The following is a 25386-nucleotide window of genomic DNA, read 5'->3' on the forward strand; positions in this document are numbered from 1 at the left end:
TAGCAGATATAATTGTTATCTCTTACCGTAATATCGTTATCCAGCCTTTATACTTCTTGATACCGTCCGGCTTCCTTACTTCCAGGATATAGTAGTAGGTCGCTTCGTTCAGGTTGGAACCGTTCCAGTCGTTGCGGTAGTCTTTGGATTGATATACCATACTTCCCCAACGGTTGTAGATGTAGATAGCTGAACCAGGGTATTTCTCCAGTCCTCCGATAATGAACCTTTCGTTTTTACCGTCACCGTTAGGTGTGATCACATTCGGGAAGGACAGGTCAGAACCTTCTATTGCCACACTGGATACCGCCACGTTGTTGCTGCTGTCAGCGTCCGGCATGTTGGTGCTGTAGGCCGATGCTTCGTTGTTCAGCTGTCCGCCTTCTATTACGCGGCTGGTCAGCGTCATTTGTACGGTAGCGCCCACTGCGAGGTCACCGATGTTCCAGGTTACCAGTTTGTTGCCTGGTGTCACTATCACTTCCCCTCTTTCTGCGGAAGTGTGGGTAGGTATGTCCAGTTGTACCGGCAGACGGTCTTCCGCTCTCACGTTGGTCACTGGTATGTTACCCGCGTTCTGAACCGTGATACGGTATGTCAGGTTCTGTCCCATGCGGTAAGGCCCTGTTGCCGGAGCGACGATCTCTTTCGTGATGATCAGGTCACCGGCCATTTTATCGGTATCGGTGATGGTAACGGTAGCTTCCTTAGCAGTGCCCGGAGTGAAGGTGTAGCTGTTGGAGGTGCCACCGGTCAGCATGAATATCACGGTTTCCGGAGTTTCTATCTCTTTGTCGTCGAGCACGTTCACCGGAACGGTTACTTTGCTGGCGCCTGCCGGGATGGTGATGGTGCCGGTAATGGCCGTGTAGTCAGCATCCGGTGTAGCGCTGCCGCTGATCATATACTGTATGGTGATCGGTTCTGCGGTGCGTTTGCCGCCGGCCAGGCTGATGGTGAACTCTCCGTTCACTCCTGGTTCAACTGCATCCGGTTTGCTGGCGGTCACGATCAGGCTCAGGTCCGTGTTGTCATCATCCGCGATGTTGACTGTCGCTGTATTGTTGGCGCCTGCCGGGAAGTTGATATTACCTGATTTACCGTTAGCGATAGTAAGCACCACTGTTTCCACCGGTTCTATCAGGTCGTCGTCTGACACTGTAACGGGTATGGTTACACTGGTCTGGCCTGCAGGGATCACTACGGTACCGGTAAGGGTTGTATAATCACTGCCTGCGGTAGCAGTACCTGCCACGTTATAGGTCACGATGATGTCTGTTGTCGGTATTTTACCGCTGGCCAGGCTGATGGTGAATTCACCTGCGGTAGAAGGTTCTGCCGCGTTAGGCTTGCTGGCGGTTGCTACCAGGTCCAGGTTGGTGTTGTCATCATCGGCGATGATGACGGTAGCGGTGCTGCTGGTGCCTGGTTTGAAGACAAGGCTGCCTGCGGTGCCACCGGTGCCGGTGATGATCACTGTTTCATCTCCTTCAATCAGCTGGTCGTCGGTCACTGTAACCGGTACGGCTACACCGTCCTGACCTGCCGGGATGACTACTGTACCGGTGAGGGCTGTGTAGTCTGTGCCGCTGGTGGCAGTACCTGCTACGCTGTAGGTAGCGGTGATGTCCATGGCTGCGGTCACGCCGGCCGGGAGACTGATCCTGAAGCCGCCGTTCGTGTTCGGCTCTGCTCCGTCTGCATCTTTGGTCACATTCAGTACGAGGTTGGCATCGAGGGTTTCATCGTCCAGGATGTTCACCGTGGCGCTGCCTGCGGACGTGAAGGTGAAGTTGGCCGAGCTGGCGCTGGTTTGTGTCAGCACCACTGTTTCGGTGCCTTCTATTATTTTATCATCTATGACATTGACTGGTATGTTGACACTGTCTTTACCTGCCGGGATGACTACGGTACCTGCGAGTGTGGTGTAATCTGCGCCACTGGTAGCAGTACCTGTCACGCTGTAGTTCACTGTGATGTCTTCTGAAGATGTTACCCCTTTCGGCAGTTTGATGGTAAAGAAGCCGTTGGTGGACGGTTCCGCTGCATCAGCGCCGTTGATGGTGGTCAGCACCAGGTTGGCCGGCGTCTTGATTTCATCGTCAGCGATATTCACAGTGGCGTTGCCGTTACCTGTCAGGGTGAAGTGGGCCGATGTGCCGCCGTTGAGCGTCGCTATCACGGTTTCTGTCACCTCAATGATCTGATCGTCTGTCACAACTACTGGAATGATGACATCGTTCCTGCCTGCCGGGATCACCACGGAATTGGTGAGGGTCACATAGTCTGCGCCGGCGGTAGCGGTGCCTGTCACGGTATAGCTCACCGTAATATCTTCCGAAGAAGTGACATCTGTCGGGAGGCTCACTTTAAAGCCGCCGTTGGTAGACGGTTCTGCGCCATCGGTATCTTTGGCGATGTTCACTACCATGCTCGCCGGCGTGATGCTTTCGTCATCTGCGATGTTGACAGTAGCATTGCCGTTACCGGTGAAGGTGAGGCTGTTGGACGCGCCGCCGTTCAGTGTCATGATCACGGTTTCTGTTTGTTCAATCACCTTGTCATCTGTTACGGTAACCGGTACGTCCACGTCAGTGGCGCCCGCAGGGATGGTGATGGTGCCGGTGATGGCCGCATAGTCAGCGCCGCTGGTAGCGGTACCTGCTATGGTGTAGTTCACCTTGATGTCTTCGGAGGCACGGATGCCGTTCGGGAGACTGATGGTGAAGGCGCCATTGGTGGCTGGTTCTGCGGCATCTGCTTTCTTCACGATGTTCAGGACGCGGTTGGCCGGTGTGTTCTCATCATCGATGATGTTCACCGTTGCGCCGCTGCCACCGGTAAAGGTGAAGCTGGTGGATGTACCGTTAGTGAGGTCCATTACCACGGTTTCGGTGTTCTCCAGGAAGTTGTCGTCCAGTACCGGGACCGGAACGGTTACTCTGTCCACGCCGGCAGGGATTACCACGGTGCCGCTAAGTGCGGTGTAGTCTGCTCCGCTGGTGGCGGTGGAAGCGCCGTTGATGGTGTACTTCACAGTAACCGGTTCGGAAGAAGCAATTCCGTTTGGCAGGCTGATGGTGAATTCACCTGCTGTAGCCGGTTCTGCGGCGTCTTTGGTGGCGGTGACGGTCAACACGCGGTTAGCGTCAACATTGTCATCGTCCAAAATATTCACAGTGGCGCTGGTGTTACCGGTGAAGGTGAAGCGGGTTGAAGAGCCGCCGGCCAGTGTCATCACCACTGTTTCTGTATTCTCTATCAGTTTATCGTCAATTACCGGTACTTCCACATTTACACTGTCCTGGCCTATTGGTATGATGACTGAGCCAGCCAGTGTTTTGTAGTCTGTGCCCGGGATAGCCGTACCCGTGATATTGTAGTTGACGATCACATTTTCCGATACGGTGATGCCTTTAGGCAGACGGACCGTAAACTCACCATTGGTGGACGGTTCTGCGGCGTCTGTTTTTCTTTCCACTGTCAGCACACGGTTGGCCGGCACATCGTCGTCATCGGCAATATTCACGGTGGCATTGTTGGTGCCGGTGTAGGTGAAGGTGTTGGATTTTCCGCCGTTCAGTGTCATGATCACGGTTTCGGTGCCTTCGATGATCTTGTCGTCGACAACGGTCACCGGAACGGACACGCTGCCTGGCATACCGGCCGGAATGGTAATGGTGCCGGTGATGGCTTTGTAATCTGTGGCTGCCGTGGCGCTACCGGTGATCAGATAGTTCACCGTGATGTCTTCTGCAGCAGTGTACCCTGCCGGCAGGCTCACTTTAAAGCTGCCGTTGGTGCCTGGTTCTGCGGCATCGCCACCGTTGGTCACTGTCAGTACGCGGTTGGCCACTGCATCATCGTCATCCGCAATGTTCACGGTGGCGTTGTTGGTGCCGGTGTAGACAGCGCTGGCAGATTTACCGCCTTTCAGTGTCATGATCACGGTTTCGGTGCCTTCGATGATCTTGTCGTCGGCAACGGCCACCACTACATCTACACTACCAGGTGCGCCCGCCGGGATGACTACAGAACCGGTGAGGTTAGCGTAGTCTGTACCGTTGATAGCGGAACCGGTGAGGTCATAATCTACCGTGATCGGTTCTGATGCGGTATATCCTGCGGGCAGGCTGATGGTGAATGTACCATTGGTGCCCGGTTCTGCGGCATCTGCTTTTTTAGTCACCACCAGTACGCGGTTGGCGTCTACATTATCATCGTCAGCAATCGTTACGGTCGCCTTACCGTCGGTGGGGCTGGCCGTGAAGCTAAAGCTGGTGCTGATGCCGCTGTTGAGGGTCACCTCTACGGCTTCAGTGTTCTCGATGATCTTATCGTCTTTCACGATCACCGGTACGAATACGGTGTCTTTTCCTGCGGGGATGACTACCGTGCCACTGAGGGCGTTGTAGTCAACATCGCTGATGGCGTCTCCACCGGTCACGTTATAGGTGACAGTGATATCTTCGGCCGAGGTTACCCCTTTGGGCAGGCTGATGGCGAAGCTGCCGTTAGTTCCCGGCTCTGCTGCATTGCCATAGTTCGTTACGCTCAGCACCTTGTTGGCGGCCGTGTTGTCATCGTCTGCGATGTTCACGGTGGCGCTTGCGCTGGTGCTGCTTGCCACGAGCGTAAAGCTCTTAGAGGTAGCCCCTGTCGCCGTCATTGTTACTTTTTCTGTTTTTTCGATGATCTTGTCGTCGATCACTTTCACTGGTACTACCGTGCTGCCAGGTGTTCCTGCGAGGATGACCACTGTGCGGTCCATCGTCTCGTAGTCTTTGCCTTCGCTGGCATCACCGGATATGTTAACAGTCACGGTGATGTCTTCCGATGCGGTATAGCCGGTAGGCAGACTTACCGTGAAAGAGCCGTTAGTTGCTGGTTCTGCTGCGTCTACAGCATCTCTCACTTCAATGACCAGGTTGGCCGCCACATTATCATCGTCTGCGATGTTCACGGTAGCGGAACCGTTGCTGGTGCTGGCCGTGTACGTGAAGTTTTTGCTGGTACCGCCGGTGATGTCCATCACTACTGTTTCTGTTGTTTCAATGATCTTGTCATTAAGAACAGGTACGGTTACGGTTACCTTGCTATCACCCGCGAGGATAGTGGCAGTACCGGTCAGTGCGGTGTAATCCAGTCCACTGATGGCAGTGGAAGCACCGTTGATGGTATATTGTACCTTGATGTCTTCCGATGCAAACACATTCGCAGGGAGACTGATCGTGAACTCGCCATTGGTGCCTGGTTCTGCGGCATCTGCGGTTTTGGTCACAGACAGCACACGGGCGGCCGGGTTATTGTCATCATCGTCGATATTCACGGTGGCAGTACCACTACCGGTTAAGATAAAATGAGTGGAGCTGCCGCCTTTGAGTGCCATATCCACTGTTTCAGTAATCTCTATCAGTTTGTCATCGATCACCAGTACCGGTACGGTCACATTCGGGTTGCCGGCTTTAATTACCGCGGTAGTGCCGAGGGCTGTGTAATCAACGCCACTGGCGGCTGAACCGGTGATATCAAAGTTGACAGTGATATCTTCTGATGCAGTGTAACCTGCCGGGAGGCTGATCAGGAATGCGCCCGGAACATCCGGTTCTGCGGCGTCGCTGGTTTTAGCGACAGTCACTACCAGGTTGGCTGGTACATTGTCATCGTCAGCGATATTCACAGTAGCCGTGTTGGTGCCGGTGAAAGTATAGCTGTTGGACAAACCGCCTGCGAGGGTAACGTCTACGGTTTCTGTTGGCTCGATGATCTTATCGTCCACCACCAGTACCGGGATATCAACGCTGTCCTTGCCGGCCGGGAGGGTGACAGTTCTGCTTAAAGCAGTGTAGTCGGCAGCCTCGGTCGCGTCACCTGCCACAGTATATTTCACGATGATGTCTTCCGATGAAGTGATGCCGGTAGGCAATCCCACTCTGAAGGCGCCATGGGTAGACGGTTCTGCGGCATCTGCATGTTTCACGATGCCCAGTACGCGGTTGGCCGGATCGGCGCCCTCGTCATCTGTAATATTCACGGTAGCGATGCCGGCAGTGCTGCTGGCCACTAAGTTGAAGTTGCTGCTGCTGCCACCTGTTAAGGTGACAATAACAGTTTCTGTCGGCTCAATGATCTTGTCGTCCAGCACTTCTATCGGCAGGTCTATTTCTTTCGTATTCGCAGGGAATAAGAAGGTAGTTCCGATGGACTTATAGTCAGTGCCACCGAGGGCAGTACCGGCTACGTTAAAGCGCACCGTAATTGGTTCAGACGATTCATAACCTGTAGGCAGGCTAAGGGTGAAGGCGCCGTTGGTGACAGGCTCTGCACCGTCTGCTTTCTTCTTTATGCTCAGCACCAGCGCACCGGCGTCGTCATCTTCAATATCCAGGGACGCGGTATTGGCGGTCGGGCTGGCGGTGAAAGTGAATTTACCGCTGGCGGTGGTGCCGTTATTCAGTTGCATTACCACATCTTCGGTGGTTTCAATGATCTTGTCGTCTTTTACGATCACAGGCACGGTCACACCGTCGCTATTGGCGGGGATCACTACGGTACCGGTGAGGTTATCGTAGTCGGTGCCATTCAGCGCGTTGCCGGTGATGTTATAAGTCACGGTCACGGCTTCGGCCACGGTGATGTCTTTAGGCAGACTGATACGGAACGCGCCGTTAGTGCCTGGTTCTGCGGCGTCGGATGTTTTGCTTACGCTCAGTACCATATTGGCCGGGGTACCGTCATCGTCCGTGATGTTCACGGTAGCGGAGCCGGTGCCGGCGTATGGCGCAGCGCCGGTGCCGCCGGCCAGTGTCACGGTCACGTCTTCTGTTGGTTCGATGATCTTGTCATCTATCACATTAACGGGCACGTATACACCGTTGTCGCCTGGCAGTATCACTGCCGTATTGGTCAGGGCCGTGTAGTCTGTACCGGCAATGGCGCTTCCGGCTACGGTGTAGTTCACCGTGATAGGTACTGCTGCGGAATAAGTAGCAGGCAGGCTGATCAGGAATCTGCCACTGGTGCCTGGTTCAGCTGCGTCTCCATCATTTTTGATGGTCAGTACGCGGTTGCCCGCGATATCATCATCATCAGCGATGTCCAGGGAGGCTTTGCCGTTGGACGGGTCCACGGTGAAGGCAAAGGCCGGAGATGCAGCAGTGGTCAGCGTGATCTCTACGTTCTCTGTGCCTTCTATGATCTTATCGTCTGTTACCAGTATTGGCAGCGCTATCTCGTTGGTATTGGCCGGGATGATCACGGAAAGGGTAAGCGTTTCGTAATCTTTGCCTTCTGCGGCGGTTCCTGCTACGGTATAGTTTACTGTAACCGGCAACGCAGAGAAGATATTCGGCGGCAGGCTAACGATGAAGGCGCCATTGGTGCCCGGTTCTGCAGCATCATTTTTCTTTTTGATGCTCACGACCTGGTTGGCCACGGTGTTGTCGTTATCGGTAATATTTACTGTAGCGATATCGTTGCCGGCTGACGGTGTGAAGACCAGGCCGCTGCCGGTAGAGCCACCGGAGAGTTTCATGTCAACGGTTTCAGTACCTTCTATGATCTGATCGTCTTTTACGGCCACGGCTACGGTTACAGTGCCAGGGGTACCGGCAAGTATTTTCGCGGTACCTGTCAGGGCCGTATAGTCGTCACCGGCAGTAGCGCTTCCAGTAATGGTATACGTTACATCGATGTCTTCCGCTGCGGTGTAACCGGTCGGCAGGCTGATGGTAAACTCACCCGGAGTGCCCGGTTCAGCGCCATCGGCTGTTTTCTTCACTAACAGCACGCGGTTGGCCGCAGTGTTGTCATCATCGGCGATGTTCAGCGAAGCTACTTTGCCAGCTGCATCCGCCGTATAGTCGAAACCGTTACCATCCTTACCGCTGTTGAGGGTCAGTGTGGCGACTTCGGTGTTCTCAATGATCTTATCGTCTGTCACCACCAACGGAATGGTAAAGGTGTTGGTATTAGCTGGTATGGTGACGGTATTGATGGTGTAATCTGCACTGCTCGCAGTACCACTCATGGTATAATTGAGCGTGATCGGCGCTGCGGAGGTATAAGTGCCCGGCAGGCTCACGGTGTAGGAACCGTTGGTAGATGGTTCTGCCGCGTCTTCATTTTTCACCACTTTCAGCACCAGGTTGGCCGGATTGGCCGCGTCATCATCCGCGATATTAACGGTGACAGCGCTGTTGGCCGGATCAACCGGGAAGATAAGCTGTGTTCCGTTTGTAGCCGTGCCACTGCCAGACAGGAGGGTGATCTTCACGGTTTCATTCAGCTCGATGATCTTATCGTCGAGCACTTTGAGGTCTACAACAGTATTGTCTGTTCCCGCTTTGATCACAATATTGCCCAGCGCGGTGTAGTCCAGACCAGGTGTAGCGGTACCGGAAATCTGGTATCCTATGGTGATATCTTTCTGCGCATTGGCGCCGCCGCTCAGCTTCACGGTGAAAGTACCGTTAGTAGCCGGTTCGGCCGCATCTGTGCCGGCGAATATCTGTATCGGGCTATCGGTGGTCGCGTTCACATCAATGATGTTTACCACAGCTCCGTTACCGGAAGGATCAATGGTGAATGGTAAACCGGAAGACGTAGCGTTGGTCAGGTTCATCACCACAGTCTCCGGTCCTTCAGGAGCACCATCGTTTACAGCAACGACATCTATCAACACATCGTTGGCACCTGCCGGGATCACAAAGGTATTAGGGGAAGATAAGCCCTGTAAAGAGTAATCTGCTCCCAATGTTGCTGTTCCTCCCGTGAGGTTAAAGGTTACCACCACATCGCTGGCAGCGGTAATATTCGGCGGCAGGGAAATTCTGTATTGGCCATGGGTACCGCCTTCTACTGCGTCAGACACTTTCGTGAGCAACACAATATTGTTGTTCGCAGCATAATCATCGTCGGCGATGTTTACGGTAGCCGTGCCAACAGCCACGGTATAGGTGTATTTGGTGTCATTGCCACCGGTAATGGTCAGGTCCACTGTTTCTGTCGGCTCAATGATTTTGTCATCTATCACATTCACCGGAACGATCGCACTGGTCTGACCGACAGGGATGGTAATAGTACCCAGGTTCTGATAATCCGTGCCGGAAGTGGCCGAACCATTCACGTTATATGTCACGGTAATATCCCTGGCAGAAGAATAACCTGCAGGCAGGCTCACCTCAAAGCTGCCATGGGTGGCAGGTTCAGCGGCATCTGCTTTTTTGGTAACGCTCAGCACCAGGTTGGCCGTTACGTCATCGTTGTCCAGGATGTTACCTGTAGCGGTGCCTTCCGCTGCGTCAGGCGCAAAGGTAAAGTCCGCAGAAGATGCGCTGGTGACAGCCACTTCCACTGTTTCTGTACCTTCTATGATCTTATCATCTACCACTGTAGCAGTGATGGATGTGCTAAGCGCATTGGCAGGCAGCGTCACAGTGCCGGTAAAATCTGCCGGTGTGTTGCCGTTATAGTCTGTGCCTAAAAGGGCAGTACCTTTTATGGTATACTTAATAGTAACCGGTTGGGAGATGGTAATACCCGGAGCCGGGAAGAAACTGAACTTCAGTGCGTTTCCATCTTCAGAACCATCAGTATCCACTTTTACCCTGATCACACGGTTGGCGGGTGTATCATCATCATCCGCAATATTCACGGTAGCGGTATTCGCCGAAGCAGACGCTGTATAGGTAGTGCTGCCGCCCGTTCCGCCGGTGATGTTCATGATAACGGTTTCTGTTGGTTCAATGATTTTATCATCTGCCACTGTTACCGGAACGATCACAAACGGCTGACCGGCAGGGATGGTCACTGTGCCGGTGATAGCGTTGTAATCTGCACCGGCGCCTGTGCCGCCGGTAGCGGTACCTGCTATGGTATAGTTCACGGTGATCGGCTGGGTGGAAGTTACACCCGTTGGCAGACTGATTTTAAATCCGCCGTTAGTGGAAGGTTCTGCGGCATCGCCGTTTTTAGTGATGCTCAGCACACGGTTGGCCGGTACGTCATCATCATCGGCAATATCAGCAGTAGCGCTGCCGTTGGTGCCATCTACGGTATAGATGAACTTAGCAGAGCTGCCTCCGGAGAGGGTCAGTTTTACGTTCTCTGTACCTTCTATCTCTGTATCGTTCGTTACAACGACAGGTATGGTAATATAGTTCTGTCCTGCCGGGAAGGTCACGGTGGTGCCTAAAGTCGCATAGTCGGTACCGTTAGTGGCCGTACCATCAATGCTGTAAGTCACGGTGAGGTCTTCAGAAGGCGCCACATTTCCAGGCAGGCTGATCTTGAACGCTGCGTTGGATGCAGGTTCTGCGCCATCGTTCAATTTGGTGATGCTCAGCACACGGTTGGCCGGTGTATTATCATCATCATCGATGTTGACAACAGCAGTAGCGTTGGTTGGGCTGAGCGTATAAGTGAAACCGGTGGCAGTAGCACCTGTCAGCGTAGCAATCACTGTTTCTGTGTTTTCAATGAGTTTATCATCGATCGGGTTCACGAACACGTCCACGCCCTCTGTATTGGCCGGGATCACGGCGGTACCGGTGAGGGTAGCGTAATCCACGCCCGGAGTTGCGGTGGATGTACCTGCAACACTATAAGTCACGGTAATAGGCACCGCAGACGAATAACCGGTTGGCAGGCTAATGCCATAAGCACCGCTGGTAGCCGGTTCGGCGGCGTCCATCCTTGGCTTGATGCTGATCACGCGGTTGGCGGAGATGTCATCGTTGTCCAGGATATTTCCGGTAGCAGTAGTACCAGCCGGGTCAGGCGTGAAGGTAAAGTCGGTGGAAGCGGCGTCTGTGATGGTGATCACCACGTTTTCTGTTCCTTCTATGATCTTATCGTCCACGATGTTGCCCACGATGGCGGTAGATGTACTTCCGGCAGGAATGATGGCGGTCCTGTCGAAATCACTTGCATTGAGGCCGTTATAGTCTGTACCAAAGATGGCCGTACCACCTATGGAATAATTGATTTTTATGTCTTGAGAGGCAGTGATACCGGTAGGCAGCGAGAAATCAAATTTGATGGTAGTTCCGCCTTCGGCGCCGTCACGGGTGGCTACTACTTTCACCAACCGGTTTGCCGGCGTATTGTCGTCGTCTGCGATGTTGACCGTAGCGGTGTTAGCGGATGCTGACGCGGTATAGGCGGAGCCGCCACCTGTGCCGCCGGTAACGTTCATCACTACGGTTTCTGTCAGTTCGATGATTTTATCATCGGCCACTGTTACCGGTACGATCACAAAAGGCTGACCGGCAGGGATGGTGGCCGTGCCTGTTAAGGCGGCATAGTCTGCTGTGGCTGTTGCTGTTCCCGCGATGCTATAGTTCACGGTAACAGGTTTGGCGGCAATTACGCCTGTAGGCAGACTGATTTTAAATCCGCCATGAGTGGCCGGTTCTGCGGCGTCGCCATTGTTGGTCACGCTCAGTACCCGGTTGGCAGGTGTATCATCGTCATCGGCAATGTTGGCCGTAGCGATAGTTTTAGCCGGATTGAGCGTATAAGAGAAGTTGGCAGAGCTGCCGCCGGTGAGTTCTATCACCACGTCTTCTGTACCTTCTATCTCCGTATCGTTGGTCACTACCACCGGCAGCGTAGCAGTGTTTTGTCCTGCCAGCAGGGTCATCGTTCCTGTTAATGTAGTATAGTCGGTGCCGTTAGTCGCCGATCCTGTTACTTTATATGTTACGGTGATGGCCTCAGAAGGAGCAACATTGGCAGGCAGGCTGATTTTAAACAGTGCATTGGTGGCCGGTTCTGCGCCATCGTTCACTTTGTCGATGCTCAGTACGCGGTTGGCCGGTGTATTGTCGTCATCCAGGATATTCACGGTAGCAGTACCATTGGTAGGACTGGCGGTGAATAAGAAGCTGGTGCTCTTACCATCGGTCAGTTTCATATTCACCGTTTCGGTAGGTTCCATCAGCTGGTCATCGATCACTGTCACGGGAACGGTTACACTGTTCTGGCCGGCGGGGATCACTACTGTACCGCTCAGGTTCGCATAGTCGGTGCCGTTAATCGCGGAACCATTGATGGTGTAAGTCACCGTAATTGGCTCTGCCGCCACAATGTCGTCCGCAGGGGTAGCGCCTTTAGGCAGGCTGATAGTAAACTTGCCGTTGGTAGACGGTTCGGACGCATCTCCCCCATCGTTGACTACACTGAGCACGCGGTTGGCGGCTGTATTGTCATCATCAGCGATGTTGGCAGTGGCGCTGCCGTCTGTGGGGCTGACAGTGAAAGCAAAGCTGGTGCTGGCACCGCCACTCACCGCTGCAATGACAGTCTCGGTATTCTCGATGATCTTGTCATCAACAACGGTGAATGGTAAAGTAATGCTGTTCTGACCAGCAGGCAGCACAATGGTTGTTCCCAGCGCCGCATAGTCCGCGCCGCTGGTGGCGGTACCGGAGGATGTATAGGTTATGGTTACAGGTTCAGATGACTTGATCGTACCAGGGAGGCTAATGGTAAATAAGCCGTTGGTAGATGGTTCTGCGGCATCAGTTGTTTTTTTGATGCTCAGTACGCGGTTAGCGGCAGTGTTATCATCGTCAGCGATATTCACGGTTGCGGTACCATTGGTCGCGCTGGCGGTGAAGTTGAAGCTGGCGCTGGTACCGCCGTTGAGTTTCACTGTCACGTCTTCCGTGTTCTCAATAAGGTCGTCATTGATCACAGTAACGGGCAGGGTTACACTGGGCTGGTTGGCTGGGAATACAACGGTGCCGCTGAGGGTGTTGTAATCAGACCCACCTATGGCTGTACCGCTCACTTCATAGCTGACCGTGATAGGTTCTATGGACTTGATATTAGGAGGCAGGCTAATGGTAAAGCTACCATTGGTGGCCGGTTCTGCGGCATCTGCTGTTTTGGTGATGCTCAGTACCAGGTTGGCCGGTGTGTTTTCATCATCGATGATGTTCACTGTAGCAGTAGTGGCGCCTGCACGCGGTGTCAGCACGAAGTTGGTGGATTTACCATCTATGATGCTAACAATCACCGTTTCAGGGTTTTCCAGCAGCTGGTCGTCAGCTACCACCACTGGCACCATTACGCCACCCTGGCCTGCGAGGATCACCGCTGTTCCGCTCAACGGCACATAGTCCGCACCAGGCGTAGCTGTACCGGCAATGCTATATTTCACAGTGATGTCTTCAGCAGCTGTGATGCCTGTTGGCAGGCTGATATTGAATTCGCCGTTGACGTCCGGTTCTTTGGCGTCTTTAGACCAAACAACGCCCACAGTGGTTTTAGCCGGATCATTGCTGTCGTTGTCCGCAATATTGATGGTCGCGGCGGGCTGTGTGCTGCTGATAGTATAGGTGCCGCCACTGTTGCCGGAAGCGGCAGTCAGGGTCACGGTCACGTCTTCAGTGATCTCGAGGATATTGTCATCTGTCACCATCACCGGCAGCGGTACGCTGTTGCTACCGGCCGGGAATACCATTGTACCGCTCAACGTCGTGTAGTCCACGCCGTTAGCAGCGATGCCTGTCACATTGTAGGTTACTGTGATGTCTTCTGTGGCCGTAACTGTGCCAGGCAGGCTGACATTAAAGGAGCCGTTCTGGGCGCCTTCCTTACCGTCCTGACCTTTGGTGATGGCCAGTACGCCGCTGGCGGTAGTAACGCCGCCAAAAGTGGAGAAGTTCTGTATACCGCTGAATTCCACGTATTCCACGCCGTCCTGTTGACCGGTAGCGGAAGGTGTCAGTTCATTAATATTGGCCAGTCCTGCGGCAGACAGGTCTGCAAGGGTAGCGGTGATATCGCCGGTATGTTTGAACCATGCCCAGCGTTGAGCGCCGGTTACGCCGCGCGTGCCGGAGAGCATGTTCTGTGCGTTGGCTTTTTCGGCCGGGTTCCAGAACAGGCGGAGGGTAACGCCACCGTTCTGTGTCAGGTCAGCGCCGGTGTAGCTGATCTGTACCAGTCTGCGCATCAGCTGCGTACCGTAGTCGGTGCCGCTGTTTTTGCCCAGGGCTGCGTTCATGTCCCTGTTCACGTCTACCAGGGCGGACAGTTTGGTCACGTCCATGGTGTTACCGTTCAGGGTAATGGAAGCAATGTATTTGTTGGCATCGGAAGGATCGATGAAATACAGGGTGCCTTTGTCGACACAGGTGGACGCTACTGTTCTCACGGTAGCATCCGGTACCAGGTTGGCCGTACGTTGCAGGTGGCTGGTCACGAGGGTGAATACCTGGCCGTCTTTCAAAGTGCTGATGTTATCGAAGCTCACGATACCGCCATTGAAGCTGGTAGCAGGAATTTCGGTGATGGTGCCGGTAGCGAAGTTACCGTCGCCGTCTTCGTCCACCAGAATGGTGAAATCAGCAGCAGCAGTGCCTTTCACCGTGATGCCGTTCAGGTTGAACTGCATGCTGAGTGGCTGTGTGCTGATATCGTAGTTGGTGAACTGTGTTTTCCATTCCTGGGTGAGGCGTTCAGGGATACAGCTGCCGACAGGCAGGTCCGTACCGCTTACGGTCAGTGCATTACTGTTGCTGCCCAGCATCAGGTAACTCTTGTCTGTACCGAAGGTATTGCCGTTATCAGCATTGGTAGCAGCGATGGTGCGCATACCGATTGTCAGGATGGAACCGGGATGGATGCTGCGGGACTGTTTCTGTGTCAGTGCTTCGCGGTCGTCGCGGCCGATACCGAAGATATTTGTTTTATAAGTGTTGTTCGCAGTGGCGTTCCAGATCACGGAGCCGTCGGTGGCCAGATAGTTCTGTGCGGTGGACTGGTCCAGCGTAATGCCATATTTAACACCGAGGTAGGATTCCACCTGTTGGGCTTCCGTAGCCGTGAGGGCAGATTTGTAAACGATCACCTCGGGGATTTTACCGTTGAAGATGCGGTCGTCAAAGGTGGCAACATCTGTGGTGCGGCCACCTATTTCAAAGAAAGAACCGCCTGCCTGCGTAAAGCAGTCCTTGGTAGCGGCAGTACCCTGTAAGCCATTCAGCCACGTGCCTCCATTCCGCCCGTTATTGGTACTTACATACACGCCACGTATTATATTAGCTCCTAAATAAGGAGGATAAGATGGTGCTATCAGGCATCCGGCGCCATCCAGCGCGTAGTTAACACCGCTGGTATACACCAGGCCCCTGCCGGCATTAGGAGATGCCGACCAGTCACCATTGGTGGCAAATATACCTACGAGGCCGTTAGTTGCAGGGCCTTCCGGGGCGCTCACAGAGAAAATGGACAGGTTAGGCGTTGAGTTCCAGTTAGCATCGGCATTACCCTTCAGCGATTTGGTTTTAACACCGGAGAAATCTACCGCTGGGTTGAAGTTGATACCATTAGGCACTTTGAGGATGTCTGCAGAAGCAGCGATCGGATCTGTATGTGCAATAGGAGCTGCGCGCAGTTCCGTTACCATAGCGCCAGCCTGGTTGAACCATTGTTCCACCTGGTTATTGGCGTTCACCTGCAGGTCTGCATCTGCTTTCACCCACAGCATTTCGTTGGCAACACCGCCTGGTGCTGTCACGAAGCTGGCGAAAGTAAAGTATTGGCCGCTGGTCAGGTCCACATTGGTGGTGTAGCTGGCCACGCCGTTCACGTCTGCGGCAGACAATTGAATAAACTGGTCAGTGCCATCGAAAGTGGCATCGTTGCTCACTACCAGGTAAGGCGTAGTGGCCGTTTTGGGCAATTGGTCTCTCCGCACAGCGATATTCACGGTACCTACCGTACCGGATTCCTGGACCTTCCATGTTCTGGCCATACGCGTAGTAACAGCCGGGTTACCGGTGATGGCAGTAGAGAAAGCCGTGGCCGCGCCATCATCTCCCCATACCATATATGATTTATCTGCGGAGAAAGTATTTGTATTGCTAAGGTTATCAGCAGCGATGCCGCCGAGGCCCACTATGGGCTGCAAGCCGGTATTGATGTTCTGGCTTTGTTTCTGTGCCAGGCCTTCCACGTCGTCACGGCCGATACCGGTGATGTTATTTTTATAAGTGGCGTTAGCAGTGGCGTCCCATATTTTGGTGGTGCCATCGGTAGCCAGGTAATCTCTTGGTGTGGTCTGGTCCATCGTGTAGCCGTACTTGATAGCCAGGTACGTAGATACGCGTTGCAGCTCGTTGGTGCTTAACGCGGTCGGATATACGATCACATCTCCCATGGTTCCGATCCATGACTGGGCACGGTCCCAGGGCCATGCGCCAATACCCGCGGCCACAGTGCCTGTATTCCAGACCTTGGCAGCGGAGCCTAATGTGGCCATTTTGCTGTACAGCGTTGCAGTACCGCCATTACCGGCCCACACGCCCACCATTTCATTAAACACGCCTGGTTGCCAGTTACCGGCAGGACTGGTAACGTCGTTAGCCCATCCCACGAAATCGGCGGTTCCGTTTCCGCCAACAAGTGCAAGGCCGGTACCCTGGTTGGTAGCGCCCGCGCCATAGGCGATAATAAACTTATTACCTGCGCCGGTGGTAGCGGCGGCACCAGTGCCGAAGAGTGTTCTGGCAGCGGTACCCGTTGGCATCTTGGTGATGTCCAGGTCCATAAAATCCGCCCCATCGAATTTCACTACCGGGTTGAAGTTGGCGTTGCTGGCAGCGTTGCTCATAAAGAGCGGCTGATTGGCAACAGTGGCCTGTGTAGCATTGTTCAGGTCTGAAGCGAAGTCTGTCCAGCCGTTGATAGCCGTATTATCTGTTGTGCTGGAAGTACCTGCGTCTGCACGCAGCCACAGGGAAGTACCCGCTACCCCGCCCGGTGCTTTGATGGAAGCGCCATAGGTGAAGAACTGGCCATTCGCCAGGTCCACATTGGCGTAGTAATGTTTTTTACCGTTGAGGGTCATGGCCGTCACCGGGATGAACTGGTCTGTTCCGTCAAAGGTGGCGTCATTGCTGACGATAAGGTAAGTCTGTGCAGCGTTGGGCAGTACGTCATAAGGCACGGCCACCTGTACGGTGCCGACTGTGCCGGATTTCTGTACTTTCCACACCCTGCCCATGCGGTAGTTGGCCACAGGGTGACCGGACAGCGCTGTCTTAAAGAGGCTGCTGCCGGCATTGTCGCCCCATACCATATATGATTTATCGGCAGCGAACGTATTGGCGTTGCCGTTATTTGTTTCAGAGAGGGAATTCAGACCGATTGCGAGTTGCATACCGCTCATGGTATTGCGGGACTGTTTCTGGTTCAGGTCTTCCGCGTCATCACGACCGATACCGGTGATGTAGTTACCATAACCACCGTTGTTAGAAGCATTCCATACGATGCTGCCGTCAGTGGCCAGGTAGTTGGTAGCGCCGTTGTTCAGCGTGATACCATATTTGATGGCCATGTAGCTGTTCACCTTCTGTTGTTCAACAGGGGTGAGTGCGTTCATATATACGATCAGGTCACCCATACGGCCGTTATAGGAAACGCCGTTGTTCGCTCCCAGCTGGAATGGCTGGTTGCCCCCTGTGAACGTGCTGGCGTTGTTTCCGTTTTGTACATTTAAGCCATTCCTGTAAAGGGATTGTTTGTTTGCGGCAAGGCTTATATCGCTGGTAGCGGTCCAGAGATTCACCTGGTTAGTGATATCACCTGCATCATAGATAATGCGGTTGCTTGTATAAGGAGCATCCCAGTACACTTTGTTATCATTCCAGGTAGCGTGCAAAGTAAACTGGTTAACACCAAGAGCAGGAGCTGGCTCGGTAAAAATCACCGTGGCATTCGCGATAGCCTGACTACCTGCATAAAACGCGTTGGCGGCGTTGTAACTGCCACTTTTCAGCAAAGAATTACCATTCATCGCATGTGGGGCACCATTAAACCTTACCACGGGGTTAAAGTTCATATTGGCCGCAGCGTTGTCCATATATATAGGCTGGTTGGCCGGTGTAGCCTGTGCCACGTTATTGCCGTTCGGGCTGTAGTCGTTCCACGTGCTGATCGGCGTGTTGTCCGCTGTGGCAGAAGTATTGATATCTGCGCGCAGCCATATCATGTTGCCACTGGCCACGCCACCAGGGAATTTCGCCGCGGCGCCAAAAGTAAAGTAGATACCGTTCGGCAGATCGCTGGAGCTGAGAGTAATGGTTTTATCAGTATTCAGCGGCAGCTCTTTAGTGATCGTTGCAAAAGTAGGATCGGTGCTGATCAGCAGGTACACTTTAGTACCTTTTGCATCAGCTTTCAGGGTGATGTTCTGGTCTGTCCAGTTGGTTTTACCCACCTTCCATACACGGGGCAGTCTGCGGGTAGCGCTGGTACCGTTTACTACAGTGGTGTAAGTAGCAGCCGACTGACCGTTATCTGCAAATACAAAGAAAGATTTATCGTTGGTAATGGTGTTGCTGTTTTGTTCATTGGTCAGCGGAATATTGCTGCCCAGTGAGAGGGTCACAAAACCGGTGTCTACGCTGAGCGATTGTTTGGTGTTCAGCGCAGTAGCATCGTCCCTGCCGATGCCGGTGATACGGGCTTTGTAGGTCGGATCTGCGGTCCAGTATTTGGAACCGTCGGTGGCCAGGTAATCGGTAGCACCATCATTGAGGGTGATACCATATTTCAGGCCGAGATAGGATTCTACTGTCTGACGCTCTGCGTCTGACAGTATGCGGTTATAAGCCACCACTTCTCCCATACCGCCCTGCCAGTAATAGGCTCTGGCGGCCATGGTACGGGAACCAATAGAAACCAGGTTCTTTGTGAGCGGTGTCAAATTGAGTGTTCCCTGGTTGTCCAGCTTATAGTTGCCAAACATGCGAATGCCATTGGCTACGTTGCTGGCCTGGGTAACACTGAAAATATATGGTTTATTAGCCTGGAAGGTGCTGAGACCTCCTACTGCTGCCACTGATCCGGCGTTTTCCAGGTATTGCTGTTGCCCTGAGTTGACAACCCTGAATTCCATACCATGTGAATCTCCTAAACCGCCGCTGCCTACCAGCTCTCTCACGGCTGCAAAGCCAGTGCCGCTGGCCACAGCAAAGATAGTGGCAGTTGCCGGGTCTATACGGGTAGTATTGATATCAAGGAAGTCGTCTGTACCATCGAATACGAGGCCATAGTTGAAGTTAAATGCTTTCGCATCAGTAATAGGCTGGCTGCCTGTTACTGCCTGCAACGCATCATTGCCTTTATTGCTGTAGTCGCTCCAGTTGCTGCCGCCGGACATGCCGTCATCGGCACGCAGCCAGAAAGTAACGCCATTGTTGACGCCATTTGGCCCGGAAACATTTTTCGCAAAAGTGAAGTAAGCGCCATTGGCCAGCTGGCTGCTGTTAAGGGTAACGGTACCGTTAGCATCCAGCGCGTAAGTAGCGTCACCTGTACCGAAAGTATTGTCTGCGCTTACCACCAGGTAAGTGCGCGCATTACCGCCGGCGAGTTTTATGGTGATGTTCTGATCGGCCCAGTTAGTTTTCTGTGCTTTAAAGACGCGGGCCATGCGGGTGTTGACAGTATTGAGACCGTTAACCGGTGTCAGGTAGGTCGTGGCCGCGCCATCATCTCCAAAAGTAAAGAAGGAAAGGTCGTTGGTGATAGTGGCCGCATTGGTTTTGTTGGAAACGGCAATAGCGTCTCCGGCTGCGATAGTCACGATGCCGGTATCTGCTGCGATGGATTGTTTCTGCAGCAGCATGCCCCTGTCGTCACGGCCGATACCGATGATGTGTTTAGCGTAAGCACCACCGGTAGCGGCTTTCCACATGGTGGTGGTACCGTCGCTGGCGAGGTAATCCATCGGCGTACCGATGCCCAGCGTAAGACCATACCGCAGCGCCATATAGGATTGTACCTGTTGACGCTCTACAGCGCTCAGCTTCCGGGAATATAATATTATCTCAGGGATATCGCCATTAAATACGGCGTTGTGGCCCGCGCCAAGATAATCCTTGTTCACGGCCGGCGAGAGGAAGTTCACGGCATTGGCATTGACTGTCAGCAATACCTTGCCATCTACACCAGCCGCCCAGTCGTTGGTAGCGCTCCAGATATTGAGCATATGCGCATTGCGTATGCTGACACCCGCAGGATACGGGAAGTTCATTCGGCCGGTGTTGGTACCGAAATAAGTAAATTGATTGTTGTTAGTATAGTTATAGAACGCTGCACCACCGGCAAGTGTACCACCAAATTCAAAAGGATACATGGCGTTACCACTATTGTCAACGTTGGATGTTTGTACAGAGAATACTTCACCGGCAGTAAAGGCATTGGTTATCTCTGGCGTTTGTATGAAATAGTTACCACCGGCGCCGGCGCCATTGAAGCTGATACCCGGGTTAAAGTTAACGGACACTTCTTTCCATGGCAATGCTCCGGTAACGGCCTGCCCCCATGTACGGCCGGAAGCACTCAGGTCTTTCCACTGTGTGGCGTTACCGCCGGTCACCACTACTCCACTGTCCGCTCTGGCCCATACTTCCAGTCCGCCTGCCACACCGGCCGGGGCCGCCTGTACAATAGCAAAAGTAAAGAAGGCGCCATCGGCCAGCAGATCGCTGTCCAGCGTGATGTTACCATTGGCATCCAGTTTATAGGTTTTGTCACCGGCGCCAAAAGTTTCATCGTTGCTCACCAGCAGGTAAGTATTGTTGTTTCCTCCTGCGAGAGATAAGGTGATGGAGCTCTTAGCCCAATTGGTACGGTCTGTTTTATAGATTCGTGACAGGCGTGCGGAAATATCACCCAAACCACTAACGGGGGTGCCATACGTAGCCGGCTGACCGTTATCACTAAAGGTGAAGAAGGAACGATCGTTAGCCACGTCTGTGTTGTTGTCCGCATTAGCAGCTGCCAGGCCGCTTCCGATGCCAATGGTCAGGTTGGCGCCGTCCAGCTGCGAAAGGCTTTGTTTCTGCAACAGGGTACCATTGTCGTCTCTGCCAATACCCGTGATACGTTCGCCATAGCCGGTATTTTTAGCGGCTGACCACATTTTGGTGGCACCGTCGCTGGCGAGGTAGTCAGCAGCAGCACCTGTAGCGGTCTTCAGCGTCAGCGCGTACTTCAGTGCCAGATAGCTGTTCACCTGTGAACGTTCGGTAGCATTCAACTGACGGCTATAAAGGATCACTTCGGAAAGGCGGCCATTAAATATGGAACCATGTCCTGCGCCGATGGCACAGTTCAGTGCTGCCCCTCTGCTAAAGGAAACCGGATAGGCATTGCTGCTGCCAAGGGTTTTACCATCGAAGTTCATTGCCCAGTCTCCGGGAGCGCTCCAGGTATTTAATATATGCGCCTTTTGGATATTGCTGCTACCGAATGAATAACCCGGTCTTGCTGTAGTTCCAAAGTGCGTATAGATAGCTCCGCTAAACGGATAGTGTTGAGCCAGAGAGGCTGCCGGTTCTCCACCAAATTCATAAGGGAAACTGGCGGCAGTGGCAGTAGCCGGTGTATTGGAATATTGTACGGAGAATACTTCACCAGCAGTATTGCCCTCAGCAAACTTCGGTACTGTAAAATAGTTGTCACCCTGGAAGTTAACAGCCGGGTTATAGTTAATAGCGCTCCTGGCCCAACCCACAGATGTGGCAGCGTTAAGCGGCCATTCTCTCTGCACCGCCTGGTCGCTCCATTTCAGGATGCTGCCGTCGGCAACAGTTGCACCTGCATCCGCTTTCACCCACGCCTGGAGGTTGTTCGCCACACCGCCAGGGAAACGTTGCTGCTGACCGAAAGTAAAATAAGCGCCATTGGCCAGGTCTGCACCGGAAAGTGTAACCATTCCCGTGCCATTCAGTTTTATTTCTTTGGTAACAGTGCCAAAGGCCGCATCCGTGCTGATGAGCAGGTAGTTATTGCCTGCGCCGCCTTTCAGTTGCAGCGTTATCTGCTGGCTGTTATCCCACGAAGCGGTTTTCTGCACGCGCCATACACGGCCCATACGCTGATTGGCGTTGGTGCTGGTGACAGGCGTGAAATAACCGGTAGCACCGCCGTTGTCGCCGAAGGTGAAGAATACTTTATCCTGCGTAAAATTGGTATTATTATCGGCATTGGACAACGCAATAGCATTGCCCAGCGCGATGGTCACCATACCGCTGTCCTGGCTGAGGGATTGTTTCTGGCTCAGCATAGCACAATCCTCACGGCCGATACCGGTGATGCGTTTACCATAACCGGCGTTAGCGGCGGCCGTCCATATCTGTACGGTGCCGTCGCTGTTGATATAATCAGTGGCGCCATTATTCAGCGTGATGCCGTATTTGAGCGCCATGTAAGATTCAATACGCTGGATCTCGGCGGGCGTAAGATCACGGTTGTAGATGAATACTTCCGGGATAAAAACTTTTGTGAATTCCGAGAAGGTAGCGCCTCCCACGTCTAATGTCCATGCCGTGCCATCAGAAGCAGCACCGTTTTTCACCAGCGCACCGTTGCTTTTAAATTCATAAGCACCGCTGGCTCCTCTCTCAAAAGAATAGAGTTTGCCTCTTGCCGTTAATCCGCCGCCGGTGTTCAGCCACCCTTCTACATACAAGCGGTTTTCGAAGCCGGCATGCCATCCCATCAGTTTATTTCCACTGGAGCTGTTGAACACGCGGCCGTTCTGGCTACCTTCCAATACTCCCATGCCCATGATGGAGTAAGCACCGGATACAGCTGCCGTGGCAGGTACCAGGTGAGCGTCGTTACCATCATAATAAATAGCCGGGTTGAAGTTGACCATGCCGGTGGTATTGTCCGGATCACCGATCACCGTCATATGATTGGCCTTTCCGGAAATATCGCCCCAGTTCACGCCATTCACCGCCTGGTCTGCCCTGTACCATGCCACAATGCCATTGCTCACACAGGCAGGGCCTTTGGCAGACATGGTGATGGCGTTGCTAAACTCTGACGTACCGCAGTTGTTAGCCGGAATACGCAGGGTGGCAGTCCACGTACCGAGGCCGGTAGCGCCCGGACCAGCATTGTAAGTGATGGTCTGCGTAGAAGTACCGGCAGACAATCCCGTTAAGGACGTAACATAATATTGCCCGCTCGTTCTGTTCGTAGCGGGATCATTGGCATAAATATCGACGGTGTACTGTGCCCCGGCAGCTATATTCGGGATGGTAAGCTGTAGCTGGTACTGTCCTCCTCCCAGCGCGGTGGATGATACGAGTACCGGTGTTTTGCCTGCAGCAAGCGTGTAACTACAGTTGCCACCCGGCAGTGAAATGCCGGCAGCCGTATTATTATATATGGAGTTATTGGTGACAATGACTTTGTTGGGGGCCTCATTATAAACGCCCGCTCCACCATTATTATATATGACACAACCGTCTACCTGCGAATCTGTTATACCAGCGGCGCCATAAAACCAAACACCATGACTAATGTTATTCGCGATCGTATCTCCCTTCAGGTCTACGTCAGTAATGGCGTTCGCACCATTGATCGCAATACCCGTCCGGTCCTGGTTATAAAAAGCGGAATTGATGATGTCTACATTACTTCTCGGCGCATTGTTGTAAAATTCAATACCATCCGTGCTATTCGTAAATTTGGAATTGGTCAGCTGAAAATTGGTGGCTGCACCTCCAACATAGATACCATCTACGTCAAACCCGTTAAAGGTCACATTATCGATCGTCACGCCGGTGGCAGCTCCCTGGAAATAAATACCTGCATCGCTGTCATCTGTGGTACCCAGCTTATCTCCGTTCAGTACTGAATTGGTGCAGGTAAAGCCGTTGACCGTGGTATTAAACAGGATGTGGCTTCCCGCGTAGATCCCGGGTATCCGGTTTTCTATGACTGCTTTATTAACCGTGATATTGCTGGCGGCTCCGTTAAACAAGATGGACCAAAGATCAACCTCATTAATATTAATGGTATCGAGTGAAATATTCGTAGCAGTATTAACAAAGCGGAAAGCATAGTCGCCGTCGTCATCGGTGCCAATCACGTCCAGATCTACTGATGTGCGGTTAATATCAAAATTCGTGGCAACAAAATCACAATAGATACCCTGTGATATGCCGCTCCATAAACTATCAATGGTCACGTTTCTGAACAACACATTATTCGCCGTCTCTACAGCACCACCGGTGTTATTAAACACCATCGCATTCTGGAAACCGCTGATACTACTATTAATAAACGTAAAGCCATTCACACCCGCGTCACGGAAAACGATACCTTCTCCCGCACGCGTATTGTTGAACGAGCTAAGCTGGATATTATCCATGACCAGGTCGGTCTGCGTACCCCCTGTAAAATAAAAAGCCCGCCCGATGTGCGGTGCGCCGCTGGAAGGAGCCGGCTCTACGTCGTTGGAAGAAATGTTTTTCACCGTCAGCCTGGTGGAGGCTCCCTGCACGCGCATAAATGCGTTCAGGTAGTTGCCTACCGTACTGAAAGAGCGTATATTATCAATCGTTACCCCTGTTGTATTGGGAAAGATGTCTACGTTGATGTCCCCGTTGTTCTGCACGGTGAAATTCCGGATAGTGACACTGTCCGCATTAATCACAAAAGGATTAATAATGGAATTGGTCCCGGTGGAATACACGGTGATCTTGTTCTGCCCGTCGATCGTCAGTTTCTTCGCCGTAATAGTTGGCAGCGAGGTGGCCAGCGTTATCTGGCCATGCACATTGAACACGATATCGTGCGGGCCTGCGCCCGCTGCATTCGCATCCAGGATAGCCTGTCTGAATGAACCCGGCCCCGCGTCGTTTGTATTGGTGACAGGGAAAGTGCCGGCAGTAGCGGCAACAGTCGTCATCATGCCAAACAGCGCCAGTAACAGCCGCTTGCAGCTTCTGCTGAAAAACCTTGATTCGGGAGTCATAACATTATTTAAGAGGGACATCATGCAATAAACATTGGGTAATAAGAAACCAGGACCACCGTGGTACACACAGCGGAACAGGTTGATTCTTTTGGGAATCTTTATAGCTCAGGACGTGATATGGTTGACTATTAGCACCAGCATACAACTCTCTTTTTGCCGGTATAGATCAAACACAGACAGTTTCAGTTTTATGAATAATGGTTATTGAGACAGTACAGGACGGTGAAGTCCGCATGTGTTGAATTCGCGTAAAAGTTCCCCATAGGAATGTATTAAGTTTATAAAAAGGATACGGGCCTCATGAATCTCATCCAACATTCACATTGTTGTTCACAGTTCATCCTACAAATCGCCAGAAGTGTTCACATGACTCAACGGAACATTTCCGTTAACGAAAGTAGATAAACTATTCTTGACAAGTTGTAGTTGAACTTCAATATAGGTGTAGTAGTTATACTACTCATTCACATGGCCAACAGTCTGCGGAGGAAGCAGGATTTGCTAAAAGGGGGCAGGGCGCCCTCTTTACCCCAGACGCTCTGTCATTATTATATCATAAAAAAATTTATAAATAAACATATACA

Annotated in this window: 1 protein-coding gene; it reads right to left on the reverse strand. The window is 52.7% G+C overall.

The features are described from left to right. Nucleotides 1-22: 22 nt before the first annotated feature. Nucleotides 23-24799 (reverse strand): Calx-beta domain-containing protein, encoded by a 24777-nt coding sequence (locus ACTJJS_RS29870; RefSeq protein WP_440667345.1) that lies wholly within the window; start codon nt 24797-24799, stop codon nt 23-25. Between the last annotated feature and the right edge of the window lie 587 nt (nt 24800-25386).

Source organism: Chitinophaga sp. 22308 (assembly GCF_052045305.1).
GTDB lineage: Bacteria > Bacteroidota > Bacteroidia > Chitinophagales > Chitinophagaceae > Chitinophaga > Chitinophaga varians_A.